General features: G+C 67.4%; 15 protein-coding genes and 1 tRNA gene. 5 read left to right on the top strand and 11 right to left on the bottom strand.

All coding sequences use genetic code 11. The features are described 5' to 3' along the window. Positions 1-74: 74 nt before the first annotated feature. Positions 75-623 carry an NUDIX domain-containing protein gene (locus C458_RS08905; protein WP_008575048.1) on the bottom strand — a complete coding sequence of 183 codons (549 nt, stop codon included), beginning with the start codon at positions 621-623 and terminating at the stop codon, positions 75-77. Positions 624-668: 45 nt separating this feature from the next. Further along, complete coding sequence (locus C458_RS08900) at positions 669-1400, bottom strand: hypothetical protein (RefSeq protein WP_008575046.1); 732 nt, start codon at positions 1398-1400, stop codon at positions 669-671. A 119-nt stretch (positions 1401-1519) separates the two neighbouring features. Between C458_RS08900 and C458_RS08895 the strand changes: the two genes are divergently transcribed. Further along, entirely contained in the window at positions 1520-2236 is a 717-nt protein-coding gene (locus C458_RS08895; protein ID WP_008575044.1) for a hypothetical protein, read from the top strand. Between the two features lie 30 nt (positions 2237-2266). Here the strand turns inward: C458_RS08895 and C458_RS08890 are convergent, their stop codons facing one another. Beyond that, positions 2267-2884, bottom strand: coding sequence for a bifunctional 2-polyprenyl-6-hydroxyphenol methylase/3-demethylubiquinol 3-O-methyltransferase UbiG (locus C458_RS08890; RefSeq protein WP_008575043.1), 618 nt, complete (start codon positions 2882-2884; stop codon positions 2267-2269). 252 nt (positions 2885-3136) lie between these two features. Here C458_RS08890 and C458_RS08885 point away from each other — a divergent pair, with 252 nt between their 5' ends. Beyond that, positions 3137-3331 (top strand): cold-shock protein, encoded by a 195-nt coding sequence (locus C458_RS08885; RefSeq protein WP_004041873.1) that lies wholly within the window; start codon positions 3137-3139, stop codon positions 3329-3331. A gap of 107 nt (positions 3332-3438) precedes the next feature. Here the strand turns inward: C458_RS08885 and C458_RS08880 are convergent, their stop codons facing one another. From C458_RS08880 to C458_RS08845, 8 genes are all read right to left on the bottom strand, one after another. Beyond that, entirely contained in the window at positions 3439-5769 is a 2331-nt protein-coding gene (locus C458_RS08880) for a hypothetical protein (protein WP_008575042.1), read from the bottom strand. Positions 5770-5875: 106 nt separating this feature from the next. Then, positions 5876-7117, bottom strand: coding sequence for an ABC transporter substrate-binding protein (locus tag C458_RS08875; RefSeq protein WP_008575041.1), 1242 nt, complete (start codon positions 7115-7117; stop codon positions 5876-5878). Positions 7118-7632: 515 nt separating this feature from the next. Further along, positions 7633-7705 (bottom strand) — tRNA-Pro (locus C458_RS08870). Between the two features lie 84 nt (positions 7706-7789). Then, positions 7790-8386 (bottom strand): tRNA (pseudouridine(54)-N(1))-methyltransferase TrmY, encoded by a 597-nt coding sequence (gene trmY, locus C458_RS08865; RefSeq protein ID WP_008575039.1) that lies wholly within the window; start codon positions 8384-8386, stop codon positions 7790-7792. A 214-nt stretch (positions 8387-8600) separates the two neighbouring features. After that, positions 8601-9632, bottom strand: coding sequence for a DUF4350 domain-containing protein (locus tag C458_RS08860; protein ID WP_008575038.1), 1032 nt, complete (start codon positions 9630-9632; stop codon positions 8601-8603). After that, positions 9619-10518 carry a S49 family peptidase gene (locus C458_RS08855; RefSeq protein WP_004062915.1) on the bottom strand — a complete coding sequence of 300 codons (900 nt, stop codon included), beginning with the start codon at positions 10516-10518 and terminating at the stop codon, positions 9619-9621. The genes C458_RS08860 and C458_RS08855 overlap by 14 nt, the downstream gene beginning before the upstream one ends. Before the next feature lie 132 nt (positions 10519-10650). After that, positions 10651-11427: an ABC transporter permease gene (locus C458_RS08850; RefSeq protein WP_008575037.1), complete on the bottom strand. Its 777-nt coding sequence runs from the start codon at positions 11425-11427 to the stop codon at positions 10651-10653. Beyond that, the gene (locus C458_RS08845) at positions 11424-12377 is read right to left on the bottom strand and encodes an ABC transporter ATP-binding protein (protein WP_008575036.1); all 954 of its coding nucleotides are present in this window, start codon (positions 12375-12377) and stop codon (positions 11424-11426) included. Before C458_RS08845 ends, C458_RS08850 begins: the two co-directional genes overlap by 4 nt. Positions 12378-12723: 346 nt before the next feature. On the opposite strand from C458_RS08845, the gene C458_RS08840 reads away from it, so the two are divergent. The 3 genes from C458_RS08840 to aceB are packed head-to-tail and all read left to right on the top strand — an operon-like array spanning position 12724 to position 15306. Further along, positions 12724-12978, top strand: coding sequence for a hypothetical protein (locus C458_RS08840; protein ID WP_008575035.1), 255 nt, complete (start codon positions 12724-12726; stop codon positions 12976-12978). Then, complete coding sequence (gene aceA, locus C458_RS08835) at positions 12975-14012, top strand: isocitrate lyase (protein ID WP_008575034.1); 1038 nt, start codon at positions 12975-12977, stop codon at positions 14010-14012. The genes C458_RS08840 and aceA overlap by 4 nt, the downstream gene beginning before the upstream one ends. After that, entirely contained in the window at positions 14005-15306 is a 1302-nt protein-coding gene (gene aceB / locus C458_RS08830; RefSeq protein WP_008575032.1) for a malate synthase AceB, read from the top strand. Before aceA ends, aceB begins: the two co-directional genes overlap by 8 nt. Positions 15307-15567 lie beyond the last annotated feature (261 nt).

The following is a 15567-nucleotide window of genomic DNA, read 5'->3' as shown; positions in this document are numbered from 1 at the left end:
GCCGGCGTCAAAATCCTTCTCGCCTCGGAACGGGGTTCGAGGGGTGAACGCGGGCGCGCGAGTGACCGGGTGCGCTACTCGCCGGCGAGTTCGTAGTAGAGCACGCCGAGGACCGTCCGCGCGTCGCGCACCTCGCCCGCGAGGGCGGCCCGCTTGAGGTCGTCGTACTCGACCGTCGTCGGGCGAATGCTCTCGTTGAAGTCGAGGTTCTGGTCGGCGCTCGGCTCGCATCCGCGCGCGACGAAGTAGTGGTGGACGGAGTTGGCGATGCCGTTGGCCGGCTCGACGGTCACGAGCGGTTCGACCGTCTCGGCCTCGTGGCCGGTCTCTTCCGCGAGTTCGCGCCGGGCGGCCGCGGCGTAGTCGTCGTCGTCCGGTTCGGTGCCGCCGGCGGGGAGGCCGCGGTTCGTCCGGCCGACGGCCTGTCGCCACTCGTCGATGACGACCACGTCGCCGTCGGGCGTGAAGGGGACGACGACGACCGCCGCCGGCTCGTCGACGTAGTGGAAGTCCGTCTCGGTCCCGTCGGGGAGCCGAACGTCGTCCATGCGGACGTCGAAGCCGGGACACGAGTAGTCGATGCGCGTGTCGGTGGTCTCCCACGCGAGGTCGTCGTCGCTCATGGCTTCACGTGCCGGCGGCGTTTCCAAAAGCGTCGCGGTGCCCCGCTACCCCGCGTCGTCGAGCGAGACGGTCGCGAGGTCGGCTTCGAGGTCGTCGACGTAGTCGTTGTACGCCTCCACGAACGCGGCGAAGTCGCCGGCGAGTTCGCGCACGTCGGGCGCGGCGGGCGGTTCGTACTGCGACAGCAGGTAGATGCCGCCCTCGCCGCCGACGCGGAGGTACGACGCCCGCGGGCCGTCCCACTTCAGCTCCCAGCGCGTGCCGCCGATCCGCTGGGTGAAGGTGCCGTACTCGCCGTCGAAGCGGTTGAGTTCGCCCGCCATGGTGTCGGCCACCTCGCGGATGGTCGAGACGAGTTGGTCCCGCTGTGCGACGATTTCCTCGGTCGTCGTCACCGCGGGGAACGCCGTCGGCACGTCGTCGAGGACGCCGTCGAGCGACTCGACGTGGTCGTTGTACGCCTCCACGAACGCGGGGTAGTCCTCCATCGCCGTCGCCAGCGCCTTCGGCTCCGGCGGCTGTTTGGTCGAGACGACGTACGTCTCGCCGCCCGACTTCCCCTTGAACCGGAGGTACTGGAGCGCGCCCGCCTCGTACTTGAGCGTCCACGTCCCGCGGCGCGTCTTAAACGTCTCTTGGCCGTAGTCGCCGCCCTGGAGGATGGCGAGTTCGCGCGCGATGGTGCCCGCGTGGGCCTCGACCGCGGCGACGACCTCGTCGCGGTTGGCCGCGACATCGTCGACGCTCGCGATATCGAACGAGAGGGCGTCAGTCATGGTCGGAAGGTGGTGATTGGAGGGGATAAGTGCGTCCGTCGCCGGTTTTATCCCCGATAGTTCACGTCTCGAATGTGATGAGTCAGCAGACGACAACGATTGGTGGGACAATCGGGGGCATGGCACGACGGGCGAACCCGGCCTTTGCGGGCGGCATCGTCGCCGTCTCGGTGGTCGCGCTCGCGTACGCGGTCACGCTCGGATCGCTCCAGCAACACACGTTCGTCCACGTCATGGCGGGCCTGCTGTGGACGGGCACCGACCTGTTCATGGGGGCGATTCTCGGACCGGTCATCGGCGGCCTGAGCGACGAACAGAGCGCCGCGGTGTTCGAGCGCCTCACGCCGAAGACCTCGTTTTTCCTCCCGTCGATGGCGCTCGTCACCATCGCGGGCGGCATCACGCTCGCCCAGCGACTCGGCGTGTTTCCCCACGCCGAACCGTGGCTCGCGCTGTTCACCGCCGCGAACCTGATTCCGATTTGCCTCCTGCTCGGTCGCCGCCTGAACGCGTGGCGCGACCGGCGCTGGCAGGTCGTCTTCGCCGTCGCCACCGTCGGGTCGCTCGCGTGGGTCGCGACCACCATCGGCGACTTTCAGATGACGACCCCGGCCATCGTCGTCGCGCTCGTGGTCGTCACGATTCTCTCGGTGCAGGGCTTCGGCTTCCTGATGCCCGGCGAGATACGGATGTACTTCGAGATGACCTCCGAGGACCCGGACCCGGGCGTCATCTCCGCCATCGGAAAACAGAACGCCATGCTCGGCGGCGTGCAGGGTGTGTTCCAACTCGTCCTCATCGCTGACATGGTGTACCTCCGCTACGGGGGCTTCTGAGGTGAACGCGGGGCGGCCGCGCTCGCGGGCTCAGTCGACCCGGCGGAACACGCGGCGGGTGTCGCGGTCGCCGTGTTCGCAGGCGACCTGTTCGAACCCGAACGGCTCGAACACGGCCGCCCAGTCGCGGTAGTACAGCGGGAAGTCGTACTCCTCGTCGTTGACGCCGCGGTCCTCGGGCGGCACCGACCGGTCGCCCTCGTTTTCGACGGTGACGACGTAGTCGCTCGCGCTCCGAGCGACCGCCTCGAACACCCACGCGTCGTCGGGGTGGACGTGCTGGAGCGTCTCGACGGAGTAGACGGCGTCGAACTGCCCCGGAGAGAACTCCTCGACGACCGCCTCGATGGCGGCGGCGTGGAACGTCCCGCAGTCGTCGAGGTCGGGGTAGGCGTCGGCCATCACCTCGAAACAGTCGGGGTTGATGTCGACGCCGTGGAGGTTCTCGAAGCCGTGTTCGCGGAGGTGCGAGAGGTGTCGGCCGGGTCCGCAACCGAGTTCGAGAATCGACGCCGAGGCGTCGAGTCGCTCGTCGAACACCCGCCGAATCGCCTCGCTCGTCTCGTTCGGCCCGTAGTACGCGTAGTACTCCGGCGAGAACTCTCCCGACCGGTCTGCCCACTTCCGACGAACGTCGTTAGCATCCACGGTGTCGGAGACCGTCCGGCCACGCGTAAAGCCTCGTCGGCCGCGACCCGCCGGATTCGACGAGCGGAACTGCCGATACCACAGCTTACCGCGGAATCGCCGTCGAACCACTAGGCGAGCGCGTCCAGAATCGACGTATCAGAACATTCGTCTACAAACTTCGATGATTCAGAAAAGTATTCAATAAAATAACCCCGTGACAACACGACCCTCACAAGTCTTATCCGTAAAGGGCGTGTGTGTTCAAAAGCAATGGCGAAAGGAAACGTTGATTTCTTCAACGACACTGGCGGCTACGGTTTCATTTCGACGGACGATGCTGACGACGACGTGTTCTTCCACATGGAAGACATCGGCGGCCCGGACCTCGAAGAAGGCACGGATGTGGAGTTCGACATCGAGCAGGCCCCCAAGGGCCCCCGCGCGACGAACCTCACGCGCCTTTAAACTAATTTAGTACGCCGCGTTTCGCGGCAGAACGATAACTCACATTTTGCGTATATTCGACCGGCGAGCGACGCGTTCGCGGTCAGGTAACCACGGACCCGAGCCACTCAGAGCGTGTCGGCCGCGCGGGCCTGCTCGGAGCGACGGCGCGCCTGTTCGAGCCGGCGGTCCGTCGCCCGCGAGAGCGACCCCGGAAGCTCCCCGCGAGCCTCGGCCAACCGCTCGGCCACGCGTTCGAGTCGCGCGGCGACGGTGTCGAGACTCTCGTCCGCCCGCCCGCGGTCGCCCGACTCGGCGCGTTCGGCGGCCCGGCGCGCGGCCTCCGCGACCGATTCGAGCGCCTGCGCCAGCCCACGAACCGCGTTCGCCTGCCCGCCGCCCGTCGGCGTTCGGGTCGCCCCGTCCGAGGTGGTCGTGTCCGCCGAGTCGTCCGAATCGTCGCTGTCGCTGTCGTCGCCCCCACCGTCGGCCGCCGCCACCGCCGCGGCCGTCTCCGCGGAGATGTCCGCGAGGAATGTCGCAAGCGACGCTTTCCCGGTTCGGGGTTCGTCGATGCGGACGCTCGGAATCGACGCGGGCGCGGGGTCGCTGTTCGAATCCGCATCCGGCCCATCCGAGTCAGGGCCGGGGTCGGGGTCGGGGTCGGGAGTCACCCGGAACGCGCCGAGTTCGTCGTCGCTGTCGCGGACCTCAACGGTGTACGCGCCGCCGCGGTGGACGTAGACGGCGTCCGGCCCGGACAGCGGCGCGTCGTACAGTCGGCCGCCGAAATCGTCTTCGAGCGCGAGCGCCGTCAGGTCGCGGTCCGTCCCGTCGGTGTCGACCTCGACTTTCGTCGCGGACTCCCGTGCGACGAGCGGGATTTCGCCGTCCACGCCGGCCGTGACGACTGTTTCGCTCTTACCGCCGCCGGATGACGATTCGGGCTCCGACGCGGACGCAGAACCGGAACCCGCGTCACCGACCCGAACCGTCTCGCTGTGTGGTGCCGACCCCGCGCCGTTGACCGTGAGTCGGTGCTCGCCCGCGGGCACGTCCCGAAGGACGCCGAGACCGCCGAACGTCGGCGCGGCCTCCGGGTCGCTCTCTAAGAGGAGGACGGACTCGACGCCGGACCCGCGGGTCGTCACGCCCTCGCCGTTCGGCGCGTCCGCGTCGGTGACGGCCTCCGTCACCCGGACGAACAGCGTGTTGAGCGTCGAGGGGTCGTCGACGGCGTCGTATCGGTCCGCGAGTTCGCTCCGGTGGGTCGGGTCGGTGATGTCGGCCGCGGGGTCGGCGTAGCGCGGCTGACTCCACGGCGCGCTCGTCGTCGTGAGGTGGCTCGCAATCGCGTCCTCGACGAAGCCCGGGACCGCGAACTCGAAGCTCAGTTGCGGCCCGGTGAACTCGGTAATGTGCTCGACCTCGCCCGCGGGGACGAGCGCGTACTCGATGTCTGCGTCGGTGGCGGCGTCCGCGTCGGCGGTCGTGTCCGCGCCCGCGTCGCTACCGGCGTCCGCCGTCTCGGGGGCGAACACCAGCCCCGTCGCCCGCGCCGGGAGGTCCGTCGGCGGCGACGACAGCGCGTCGAACGACCGCACCGTGAGCGCCTCGCTGACCAGAGACTCGCGAGTGACCGACGGGAGTCGCTCGTCTTCGTACACCGGTGCACCGTCGAGTTCCGGAACGACGTAGGGCAGGCGCGCGCCCTCGTCTCGCGGAAGCCCGTAGGCGATGGGTATCTCCGCGGCGTCCTCGATGCGGTCGAGCGCCCGGTTCGTGATGTCCGCGAACGTCCCGCCGGTCGGGAGTCGCTGGAACCGGTCGGCGCGGTCGTTGAGCGACAGCGCGCTGGAGTGCGACCCGAGTTCCGACAGCACCCGCGGCGGGCGCGCCGGGTCCGGGTCGAGGAACTCGTTGTTCGGCACCGACCGCGAGTGCGAACTCGCGACGTACAGCTGGGGGACCGGCTCGTCGTCCGCCGTATCGACGAAGACGTGCAACACCTCCCAGTCGTGCCAATGGAAGTTCGTCGTGAACTGGTCGAACACCGAGTAGAACCAGTACTGCACCGCCGTCAGCGACGAGTCCTCGTAGCCGACCACGTTGTAGAACACCGTCGGCTCCGGCGCTCGCTCGCCGGTCTCCCGCCGCGTCGCGTGGTAGCCGTCGAGCGCGTCGAAGCCGTCGACGACCGTCTCGCCGTCCCGGTCGCTCGCGTACGACCGCGGGTCCGTCGGGAACCACGTCTCGGCGGCGTCGAAATAGAGCGTCGGCGCGAACCGCGCGGCGAGGTCGCGAGCGATGTCGTCATCGACGCTCGCGGTCGGAGCGGCGGTGCTGGTGGTTTCGGTCGCGTCGCCGCCGAGGGCCGAACAGCCGGCGAGCGACCCGACGCCGGCGCTCCCGAGCGCGGCGAGGAACGCCCGTCTATCGACCGTGGGTCGGTCCGTCATCTGTCTAGCCGGTGGAGTCGAGGACGGACCAAATCTCTTGTGCCGGGCGGGGGGTGCCGGCGGGGTCGGGGCCGGTCGCTGGCCGAAAAAGCGGCGGCGAGACCGCTCAGAACTCGCCGTTGATGATGTCGGCGACGTGCTGGCGGTCGAACAGCTGTTCGTCTTCCGGGATTGCGGGGTACGGGCCGCCGTCCGAGGTCGGCCACTCCCCGAACGCCTCGGGATAGAACTGCTTGGCGCTCATCTCAAGCTGGAAGAGGTTGAGAATCGGCCCCTGATAGCGCGCGCCCTGCGGGTAGACCCGACCGTTCTGGACCGCCGAAATCTCCGCGGCGACGGGGTCGGCTTCGAGCGTCGCCCGGAGGTCGTTCATGCTGACGCTCGGCTGCATCCCGCTCAGGAAGAGCAGAACGTCGGGGTCGGCCTCCAACAGCGCCTCGAAGTCGACGGTCGACCCCGACTCGATGGAGCCCTCGAACGCGTCGTGCGGTGCGAGCGGCCGGATGTGCGAGGTCATAAAGCCGGGGTTGCCGACCGTGTACGCCCAGACCTGATTCTCGATGTCGGACGCGGTGAGCAACACGACGCTCGGGCGCTCGTCTTCCGGCGGCAGCCCCGCCTCGACGGTGGCGAGCACGTCGTCGTGGACGGCCGCAAGCGCCTCGTAGCGCTCCTCCTCTCTGAGCACCTGCGCGACCTTCTCGAACTGCTCCCACAGCGTGTAGTACTCGTAGTCGCCGGTCCACTCGTCCGTCGGCGACGCGTGACGGGCGCTCAGCGAGTTCCCGAACCACGGCGAGATGTTCTCGGCGACCTCCTCGATATCGCCCATGTCCCACTGTTCGAGTTGGACGACCGACGCGGGGTCGGCCAGATGCACGTCGCTGTCGAGTTCGTAGAGCTTCTCCTTGCTCGTCTCCCACGAGGGGTACAGGTCGGCCCAGTCGACTTCGACGCCGGGGAGCCGCGCCGTGAACTGCTTCCACGTCGCGTCGTAGTACGCCGGCCCGTTGACCGCGTTGACATCGTCGCCGCGGCCGAGCGCGAACGCCATCCCCGCGTGGTGGGAAAGCCGCGTGAAGATGCTCTGCGGCGGCTCGTCGAACTCGACGGTGCCGACCGGCGACATCGTCACCGAGTACGACGCGTCCGCGGGCGATTCGGTCCTCGTTTCGGTGGCCGCTTCGGTCGCGGTCTGCGTCGGGGCGTCGGTCACGCCGTCCGCCGTCGATTCCGAACCGCTTCCCCCGGTACAGCCGGCGAGCAGCCCGCCGCCGACCGCCGCGCCGCCGTACTTCACGTAATCGCGCCGCGTCAGTCCCGTCCGTGGCGTCTCGTCGTGCTCCATAGTTTTTAGGCCTGCCTAAAATAGATAATTGCTTCGGTTCTCGGACGACGGCGGGACCTCACGAGCGTGACTGGCCGTCTCGTTCGTCGCCCCAGCGGCGCGTCGGTACCCATCAAATGAGTTAGCCCTGACTAACTCATCGAAGTGTTTCGGTGTCCCGACTCCGATTCGAACTTCCCTCGCTGTCGCTCGGGCGTTCGAATCTTCAGTCGCCCAGACAATCGTTTCGGGGGGACTCGCACACGCTACGCGGTGCTCGTTGGCGTTGAAAGGGGTAGAAATGGGCCACTGTGACTCGCTTCGCTCGTCACAAGCACCCGCTCACTTCGTTCGCGGGAACGGCCCAGATTCGAATCCAGCGAGACTACGTCTCGCCTCTTCACGCTCGCTGCGCTCGCGTGAACCACGGTCACTCACTTCGTTCGTTCCCTGATTCGAATCTTCACCGAGTGAAATCTCCCACACCTTTCAGACCACTCGCTGTCGCTCGTGGGTCGTGAAAGGTGGGGAGAATATGGGCCGGCTCAGATTCGAACTGAGGTTACGGCCACCCGAAGGCCGAAGGATACCAAGCTACCCCACCGGCCCGCATTTTGAGGCAAGCCACCGTCGCGTTTAACAGTTGTGATTGCGGGCCACCGTCAGACGGCGTGACACACCGTCGACCCCGGCTCAGTACCGCGAATACCCGGCCGTGTCGAGGTAGTTGTGCGCCACCGTAATCGAGTGGTCGGCGTGGAGGATTTCGGGGCCGAGTCGGACCCGCTCGTCGGCGGCGGCCGCCAGCGACTCGGCTTCCTCGTCGGTGAAGTCGTGGTGGTCCGAGAGGACGAAAAGCGGGTTTGCGGGCGGTTCCACCTGAACCACGGGGTCGCCGTCCTCGTGGAGTTCGACCACGGTCGCGTCGCTGGCGGCCTCCTCCAGCGTCGTCTCGAAACCCATCCGGCGGATGGAGACGCCCGGCGACGACTCGGCGGGCATGTGGCCGATGGCCTCCTCGCGCTTTTCGAGCGCCTTGCGAATCAGGGCGGCGGTGGAGCGCTCGTCGGGGTTGAGTCGGCGGAGTTCCGACCCCTCGAATCGGACGGTGTACTCGTTTCCGAGGACGAGGTGGACCCGAACGTCCTCGCGGATGTCGTGCGAGAGGAAGAACGCGGAGTTGACACAGCGACAGAGCACGTCGAGTCGGCCGGCCCCGCCCGCGATGTCGTCGAGCGAGAAGCCGGGCGTCGTCGGCGCGTCGTGGCCGATGACGATGAATTGGCGCATGTGTCCGACTCGGCGCGTGGGGGCCTTATCGGTGTCCACTCGCGGGCGAGCGACAAGAGGCGACGGCGGCGAAGACGCCTGACGAGACCGGGAGCCGCCGCTCGGAGGCGCGGGGACTGAGCCTCGAAAGAAACGAACGGGACGCGTCGAAACCGGGGGTCCGGCTTCGGTCGCGTCGTCGATGGGTGGTGTCAGTCGCGTCGGTGCGACTCGGTTACGCCGGCGTCGGCGTGGTTCCTTGGGTGGGTGCTGAGCCCGGTGCCGGACCGGGTGCGCCGCCGGATTCGGGCGTGGCCGGAGCGGGCGCACCGGACTCCTTGTCGCCGGAGACGAGGAAGTCCGCGAGGTTGCCGACGAGCACCTCGTTGTCGGCCTCGTAGGCCGACTCGGGCGTGAGGAAGTCGGCGTCGCCGATGGCGACGACCGTCTCGCTCTGGGCGGCGACCGTGTACGGACCGGACTTACGAATCGACTCGACGCGGGTCTCGCCGCCGGAGACGAGCGCCGGCGAGACGCTGTCGGCCGAAATCGAAAGCGGCGCGGCGTCGCGGAACACGACTTCGTCGACGCCCTCGGTCAGGGCGGTGTCGCCCTCCGGCGTGGCGTAGACGTTCTCGTAGTTGAGATAGTAGTCGTGCATGTTGTACAGCGACGTGGAGCCGAACGAGACCCCGTAGTCGGAGGTCAGTCCGGCGTCGCCGCCGGTGGGGCCGGACGACACCGAGACGCTGACGAGGCCGAGGATGCTCGTCGTGCCCGCGGACTGCGGGTCCCCGACGAGAGCGACGCGGCCGCCGGCGTCTTCGAACGACCGGAGGCCGTCGAGTTGGCCGCCGGTGTACGGCTGTTCGGGGTTGACGACGACGAAGGCGTCGGCCCGGCGGAGCGAGGCGTTGAAGTTCCGCTGGGCGTCCTCGCGGGTGAGGTACTCAACTTCGTGGCCGTTGGCGACGAGGGCGTCGACGAGCGGTTGCACGTCGGACTCGCTCACGTCGTTGCCGTGGCCGACGTCGATGAGGACGGTCTTCGACGCGGCGTTGGAGTCCATCGTCACCTCGCCCGATTCGGGGCCGGGCGTGGCGACGAGTTCGTCCGCGTTGAACGCCTGTTTCGCGGCGTTCTGGGTGTCTGTCGAGTCGTTGCCGCCGAGTTGGACGGCGTAGGGTGCCACCGCGGCCCCGACCAAGATGAGGCCGAGCGCGACCGCGAAGACGGCCGTCGCGCGGAGTAGGTTACGCTGAGACATTGCCGATCACCTCGTCTTCGTACTGCACTTGTCCGTACACCATCAGGAACTGCGGCGCGCGAACGCCGTCGTAGCCCATGGGACTCTCTTCGACGACGACCGTCGAGTTGCCGTCCTGCGAGCTGAGAAGGATGATGCCGGACTGGGTCGGCGGCTCCTTCTCGACGACCTCGTAGTTTTCGAGGCCGGCCTCGGAGGCGGCGCGGTCGATGGCCGTCTGGAGCGTGCCGATGTCGTCGGCGTAGCCGTTCTGCGTGGCGCGAGCGCCGGTGTAGACCTTCGCGTAGGCGACCTCTTCGCGCGACAGCGAGAGCTCGTCGCCGCGGTGCTCCATGACGCTACCGACGAAGGCGTGTTTCAGCGTCTCAATCTGGGCTTCGCGCTGGTCGACGGTCATCGACGCCTTGTCCGGTCCGGTGCGGATTTCGTTGGACGTGCCGCCGATGGGGGCCGACCCGCGAACGCCGACGCTCCCGATGACCGAGGAGGGCGTCACGTAGATGCTCTCGGAGGGAAGCATCGTGTAGTACGCGCCCGACGCGCCCGTTCCTTCGACGCTCGAAACGACGGGCATCTCTTGGGCGGTCCGGTTGACCGCCAGATACATCTGCTCGGACGCGGCCGCGGAGCCGCCGGGGCTGTCGACCTGCAGGACGACCGCCTTTATCGATTCGTTCTCTCGCGCTTCTTGTAGGTCCTCTTCCAGCTGGTCAGCTGTGTGGGAGGTGATGGTCCCGTCGACCGAGATGACCGCGACCCTGTCAGGGGTGGGCGCGGCCGCGTCGTAGACGACGGGGGCGAGGAATGCTCCAACCAGGACGGCCGCGACGATGGCGAGGACCGAGACGGTCCGCGTCGACGCCGCGGAGGAGGGTTTTGATACCATACGTCGACCGTGAGTTTTCGAGCCGGTTTCAAAATACTTGTCATTAGAAAATACAGTCAACCAGACAATAACGGCGGCGGGGAACTGCATCGCCCGAGGGCTCGCCGTCGCCCGAGCGTCGGCCGGTTAGTCTCAGTCGGTCAGCCCGTAGCCGCGCCGGAACAGCACGACGTTGAGGCCGACGACGGCGAGCGTGAGCGCCGTCAGCACGCCGAGAGACAGGTTCGGGTCCACCTCGGTGACGCCGAGGAAGCCGTAGCGGACGCCGTTGACCATGTATATCATCGGATTGAGCAGCGACGCCTGCTGGAAGGTCGCCGGAATCTCGTTGAGCGAGTAGAAGACGCCGCCGAAGAACACCAGTGGGCGGAGGATGAACTGGTTCATCATCGTCAGGTCGTCGAAGTCGTCGGCCCAGAGGCCGCCGACCACGCCGAGACCCGCGAACAGCAGAGTGATGATGAGCATAAAGGCGACCAGATAGAACGGTTTGGCGACGCCGACGGACGTGAAGAACGCGCCGATGACCGCGACGAGCGCGCCGACGAGCACCCCGCGGGTCGCGCTGGAGAGGACGTACGCGCCGACCATCGAGGTGTACGACAGCGGCGAGGTCAGCGCCTCCTCGATGTAGCGATTCCAGCGGCCGTGGAAGATGGAAAACGAGGCATTCTCGAAGGCGTTCGAGACGGCCCCGAGGACGATGAGACCGGGGAGGATAAACAGGATGTACGGGACGCCCGCGATTTCGTTGATGCGCTCGCCGAGGATGACGCCGAACACGGAGAAGTACAGCACGTTCGTGATAAACGGCGGGACGAACGTGTTGCGCGGGCGGCGGACGAACCGGAGGACCTCGCGGCGGAGCAGGGCGTAAAAGCCGGTCACGTCGAGGCTCGTGAGGCTCACTGCTCGACCTCCGCGGTGGCGCGGCCCTCGCCCTGTCTCGTCATCTCGACGAACACCTCTTCGAGCGACGTGCGCGAGATTTCGAGGTCGACGATTTCGTGGCCCTGCCTGTCGAGCGCCTGCACCACGTCGGGGGCGACGAGGCCGCCCTGCTGGGCCGTCACGACGAGGCGAGTTCCGTCCAGTTCGACGGCCTCGACGCGGTCGTCGTCGGCCGCGAAGTCGGGGACCGCCGTCGGCGGATCGCGGAGTTGGACGACGATGTCGTCGGTGCCGCGGTCCATCAGTTCCTCGGGGCTTGCGACCTCGATGACGGAGCCGGAGTCGAGGATGGCGACCTCGTCGCAGAGGCGTTCGGCCTCCTCGATGTAGTGGGTCGTAAGGAGGATGGTCGTCCCGCTGTCGTTGAGGTCGACGATGGTCTCCCAGAGTTCGTGGCGCAGTTGCACGTCGACCCCGGCGGTCGGCTCGTCGAGGATGAGCAGGTCGGGGTCGGTGATGAGCGCCCGCGCGAGCATGAAGCGGCGTTTCATCCCGCCGGAGAGCCAGTCGAACCGGGTGTCGCGCTTGTCGTAGATGCCGACGCGCTTGAGCACCTCGTCGGCGCGCGCCGCGGCCTCGTCGTGCGGAACCCCGTGGTAGCCCGCCTTGTGTTCGAGCACCTCCCGGATGGGGAAAAAGCGGTCCACGTTGAACTCCTGTGGCGCGAGGCCGATTCGGTCGCGGGCCTCGCGGTAGTCGTCTTCGACGTCGTAGCCGAAGACGCTCGCCTCGCCGCCGGTCTTGCGGACGAGGCCGACGAGGATGTTGATGAACGTCGTCTTCCCCGCCCCGTTCGGCCCCAACAGCCCGAAGAACGACCCCTCCGGAACGTCGAGGTCGACGCCGTCGAGGGCGCGGACGTCGCCGTAGGACTTCGTCAAGTCGCGTATCTCAATCGCGGATGCCATTCGCTGGTGCGTCGTCGGGCGTGGACGCGATTAAGCGTAGTGTCCGCGGAACGCCCCGTCACGCCGTGGCACGACGGTCGCCGTGGGAAGCCGACGACGCTCGAATCCTCTGCGAGGGCGAGGGTGTGTCACCATGTGTCAAATTAGGGCCTAATATCCATCCGTACAGAACTAAGTCATTAACTAATATTATCATTATCAATCATTAACTATTAGTACTCCTCGGCAGTCGAACCGGGTGAGGAGACATCCGATGGTAGTATCCGCAGCACACCACGCGTCCGACCGCTCGACGACCGCGACTCGAACCGACCGCTACCGACCGCCGACCCCACCGACGTAACCGATGACAAACCGCGACAACACGACCCGAACCGACACGACGACCCGCACGCCGACCACCGCTCGCTCGACGACGACTCGCCCTCGCGCCGCGCGGCGCTACCCCAACAACGAGGAGAACATGGACGCGCCGCTCGTCCCCTTCATCCGACAACCGGGCGAGGACGACGAGATGACGACGATTCGGCGCGAACTCGCCGCGCTCCGCGCCCAACTGAACCGCATCGAGCGAACGATGCAGCCCACCGACACCCAATGAACCCGACCGAACTCGACAGCGACGTCTTCGCACAGGATGTTGACAACCAGAAGGCCCGCGAACTGCGGGAGATGCTGAACACGCAGGACTTCGTGTTCGCCCCCGGCATGTACCACGCGCTCGACGCCCGCCTCGCCGAGATGACGGGCCACGACGCCGCCTACATGTCCGGCTACTCGACGGTCCTCGGGCAGTTCGGCTTCCCGGACTTGGAGATGGTCACGATGACCGAGATGGTCGAGAACGCAAAGCGCATGGTCGAGGCGACGAACCTGCCGGTCATCGCTGACTGTGACACGGGCTACGGCGGCATCCACAACGTCCGCCGCGCCGTCCGCGAGTACGAGAAGGCCGGCGTCGCCGCCGTCCACATCGAAGACCAGACGACGCCCAAGCGCTGCGGCCACATCGCGGGCAAGCAGATCGTCTCCCGCGAGAAGGCCAAGGCTCGCTTCGAGGCCGCCGTCGACGCCAAGCAGTCGGAGGACACGGTCGTCATCGCCCGCACCGACGCCTACGGCTCCTCGAACGGCGACTGGGACGAGCACGTCGAGCGCGGCCGCATCTACGCCGACGCCGGCGTCGACATCGTCTGGCCCGAGATGCCGAACCCCTCGCGCGAGGACGCCGTCGCCTACGCCGAGGAGATTCACGAGACGCACCCGGACCTGAAGCTCGCGTTCAACTACTCCTCGTCGTTCGCGTGGTCCGAAGAGGAGGACCCGCTGACGTTCCAGGAGTTGGGCGACCTCGGCTACAAGTACATCTTCATCCCCCTGTTCGGCCTCCACTCGGGCGCGCACGCCGTCTACGAGGACTTCAAGAAGCTCGCCGAACGGGACGAGGAAGGCCAGTTCGACCTCGAACAGCGCTACCTCGACCACCCGACCGAGAGCCACCACGAACTGTCGTTCGTCTCGCGGTACCAGGACATCGAGACGCAGTTCGACCCCGAGGCGCGCCGCCGCATCGAGGAGTCCGAAGGGTTCAGCGAGGAGCAGGCCGACCCCATCACGAGCAACGACGATGACTGAGCGCCGACACGACCGGGAGTTCGTGCGGACGTTCTTCACCTCGCCGACGGCCGTCGAGGGCGAGGACGACTCCGCGAAGATGCTCCGCCGGGCGGCCGGCCTCCGCGGGATGCAAGCGCCCGACGTGTGGGTCCCCGACAACGAGGACGCCACCGCGCCGTCGATGCGCGACGAGGGGGCCGAGAACATCATCGAAGTCATCTCCGAACACGGGGCCGACTTCCCCGGCGAGATTCACCCCCGGATGGTCTGGCACCGCGACAGCCCCGAGACCCGGTATCAGGGCTTCCAGCACATGCTCGACATCACCGACCCCGAGCGGGGGGCGGTCGAGCACATCGACGGCTTCGTCATCCCCGAGGTCGGCGGCATCGACGACTGGAAGAAGGCCGACGAGTTCTTCACCATCGTCGAGAACGAGCACGGACTCGACGAGGGGAGCCTCGCCATGTCGGTTATCATCGAGAGCGGCGAGGCCGAACTCGCCATGGGCGACCTCCGCGACGAGATGGGCAAGCCGACGAACAACCTCGAACGGCTGTTCCTCCTCGTCGACGGCGAGGTCGACTACACGAAGGACATGCGCGCCATGACGCCGACGGGCGAACTCCCGGCGTGGCCGGAGCTTCGACACAACACCTCCCGCGGGGCGAGCGCCGCCGGTTGTATCGCCGTCGACGGCCCCTACGACGACATCCGCGACGTGGAGGGCTACCGCGAGCGCATGACCGACAATCAGGCGAAGGGGATGCTCGGCATCTGGTCGCTCACGCCCGGACAGGTCGTCGAAGCGAACACCTCGCCACTTCCCCCGAAGACCGGCAGTTGGCTCCTCGACGTGGACGGCGAGGAAATCGAACTCGCGTCCGAGGACGGGGCCGAGGCGTACGACGGCGACCGCCTCTCGCTCGAACCCGCCGACGGCGGCTACGAACTCCGGGTCGGCGGCGACACGCGGGAACTCACCGCGGACGAACTCCGCGAGGAACTGCTGGGCCTGACCTCGTACGTCCCGAGCATGGACGACATCGTCGACTCCATGGAGGAGTTCGAGGCGGCCAAGGAGGCCGGCCGCGGCGCTATCGCCATGACGCAGTCCGCGACGCTCCGTATCGGCGGCACCGAAATCGACATCGCCAAGGACCGCATGTGGGACGAGGCGACCTATCAGGCCGCGATGACGCCCATCAGCCTGTTCCAAGACGTGTACGAACACCGTCCGGACCAACACGAGGAGTTGGAAGAGCGCTACGGCGCGGGCGTCGTCGAGCGCGCGATGGAGGTGGGGCTGTAAGCGCGGAAGGCGGTCCGCCACAGGGGTCCGCCGTCGCCCCCGCGTCCGGCTTGGTCACACGACGGCGTCCGGCTTCGTAGCTCTGCGACGCGCTCGCCCGAACCGTGGGGGCGGCGCGTCGCGCTTTTTTCGGCAGTCTCGCGCGGTCCGCTTCGACTCGACAGGCCTCCTATCGACGCTAGCCTCAAGGTCCGCGCGCGCGACTCGACGCGTGTGAACGATTCCTCGAACACCCCGGCGACGCCCGCGTCGGAGAGCGAC

Source organism: Haloferax sp. ATCC BAA-644 (assembly GCF_000336975.1).
GTDB classification, from domain to species: domain Archaea; phylum Halobacteriota; class Halobacteria; order Halobacteriales; family Haloferacaceae; genus Haloferax; species Haloferax volcanii.
Note: the sequence above shows the minus strand (reverse complement) of the source record. Positions and strands in the feature narration are given on the sequence as shown.

Bases quoted from the DNA above. Each gene is read 5' to 3' on its own strand.
- C458_RS08905 (WP_008575048.1), bottom strand. From the start codon at position 623: ATGAGCGACGACGACCTCGCGTGGGAGACCACCGACACGCGCATCGAC.
- C458_RS08845 (WP_008575036.1), bottom strand. From the start codon at position 12,377: ATGGCATCCGCGATTGAGATACGCGACTTGACGAAGTCCTACGGCGAC.
- C458_RS08895 (WP_008575044.1), top strand. From the start codon at position 1,520: ATGGCACGACGGGCGAACCCGGCCTTTGCGGGCGGCATCGTCGCCGTC.
- C458_RS08880 (WP_008575042.1), bottom strand. From the start codon at position 5,769: ATGACGGACCGACCCACGGTCGATAGACGGGCGTTCCTCGCCGCGCTC.
- aceA (WP_008575034.1), top strand. From the start codon at position 12,975: ATGAACCCGACCGAACTCGACAGCGACGTCTTCGCACAGGATGTTGAC.
- aceB (WP_008575032.1), top strand. From the start codon at position 14,005: ATGACTGAGCGCCGACACGACCGGGAGTTCGTGCGGACGTTCTTCACC.
- C458_RS08875 (WP_008575041.1), bottom strand. From the start codon at position 7,117: ATGGAGCACGACGAGACGCCACGGACGGGACTGACGCGGCGCGATTAC.
- C458_RS08840 (WP_008575035.1), top strand. From the start codon at position 12,724: ATGACAAACCGCGACAACACGACCCGAACCGACACGACGACCCGCACG.
- C458_RS08855 (WP_004062915.1), bottom strand. From the start codon at position 10,518: ATGGTATCAAAACCCTCCTCCGCGGCGTCGACGCGGACCGTCTCGGTC.
- C458_RS08900 (WP_008575046.1), bottom strand. From the start codon at position 1,400: ATGACTGACGCCCTCTCGTTCGATATCGCGAGCGTCGACGATGTCGCG.
- C458_RS08860 (WP_008575038.1), bottom strand. From the start codon at position 9,632: ATGTCTCAGCGTAACCTACTCCGCGCGACGGCCGTCTTCGCGGTCGCG.
- C458_RS08885 (WP_004041873.1), top strand. From the start codon at position 3,137: ATGGCGAAAGGAAACGTTGATTTCTTCAACGACACTGGCGGCTACGGT.
- trmY (WP_008575039.1), bottom strand. From the start codon at position 8,386: ATGCGCCAATTCATCGTCATCGGCCACGACGCGCCGACGACGCCCGGC.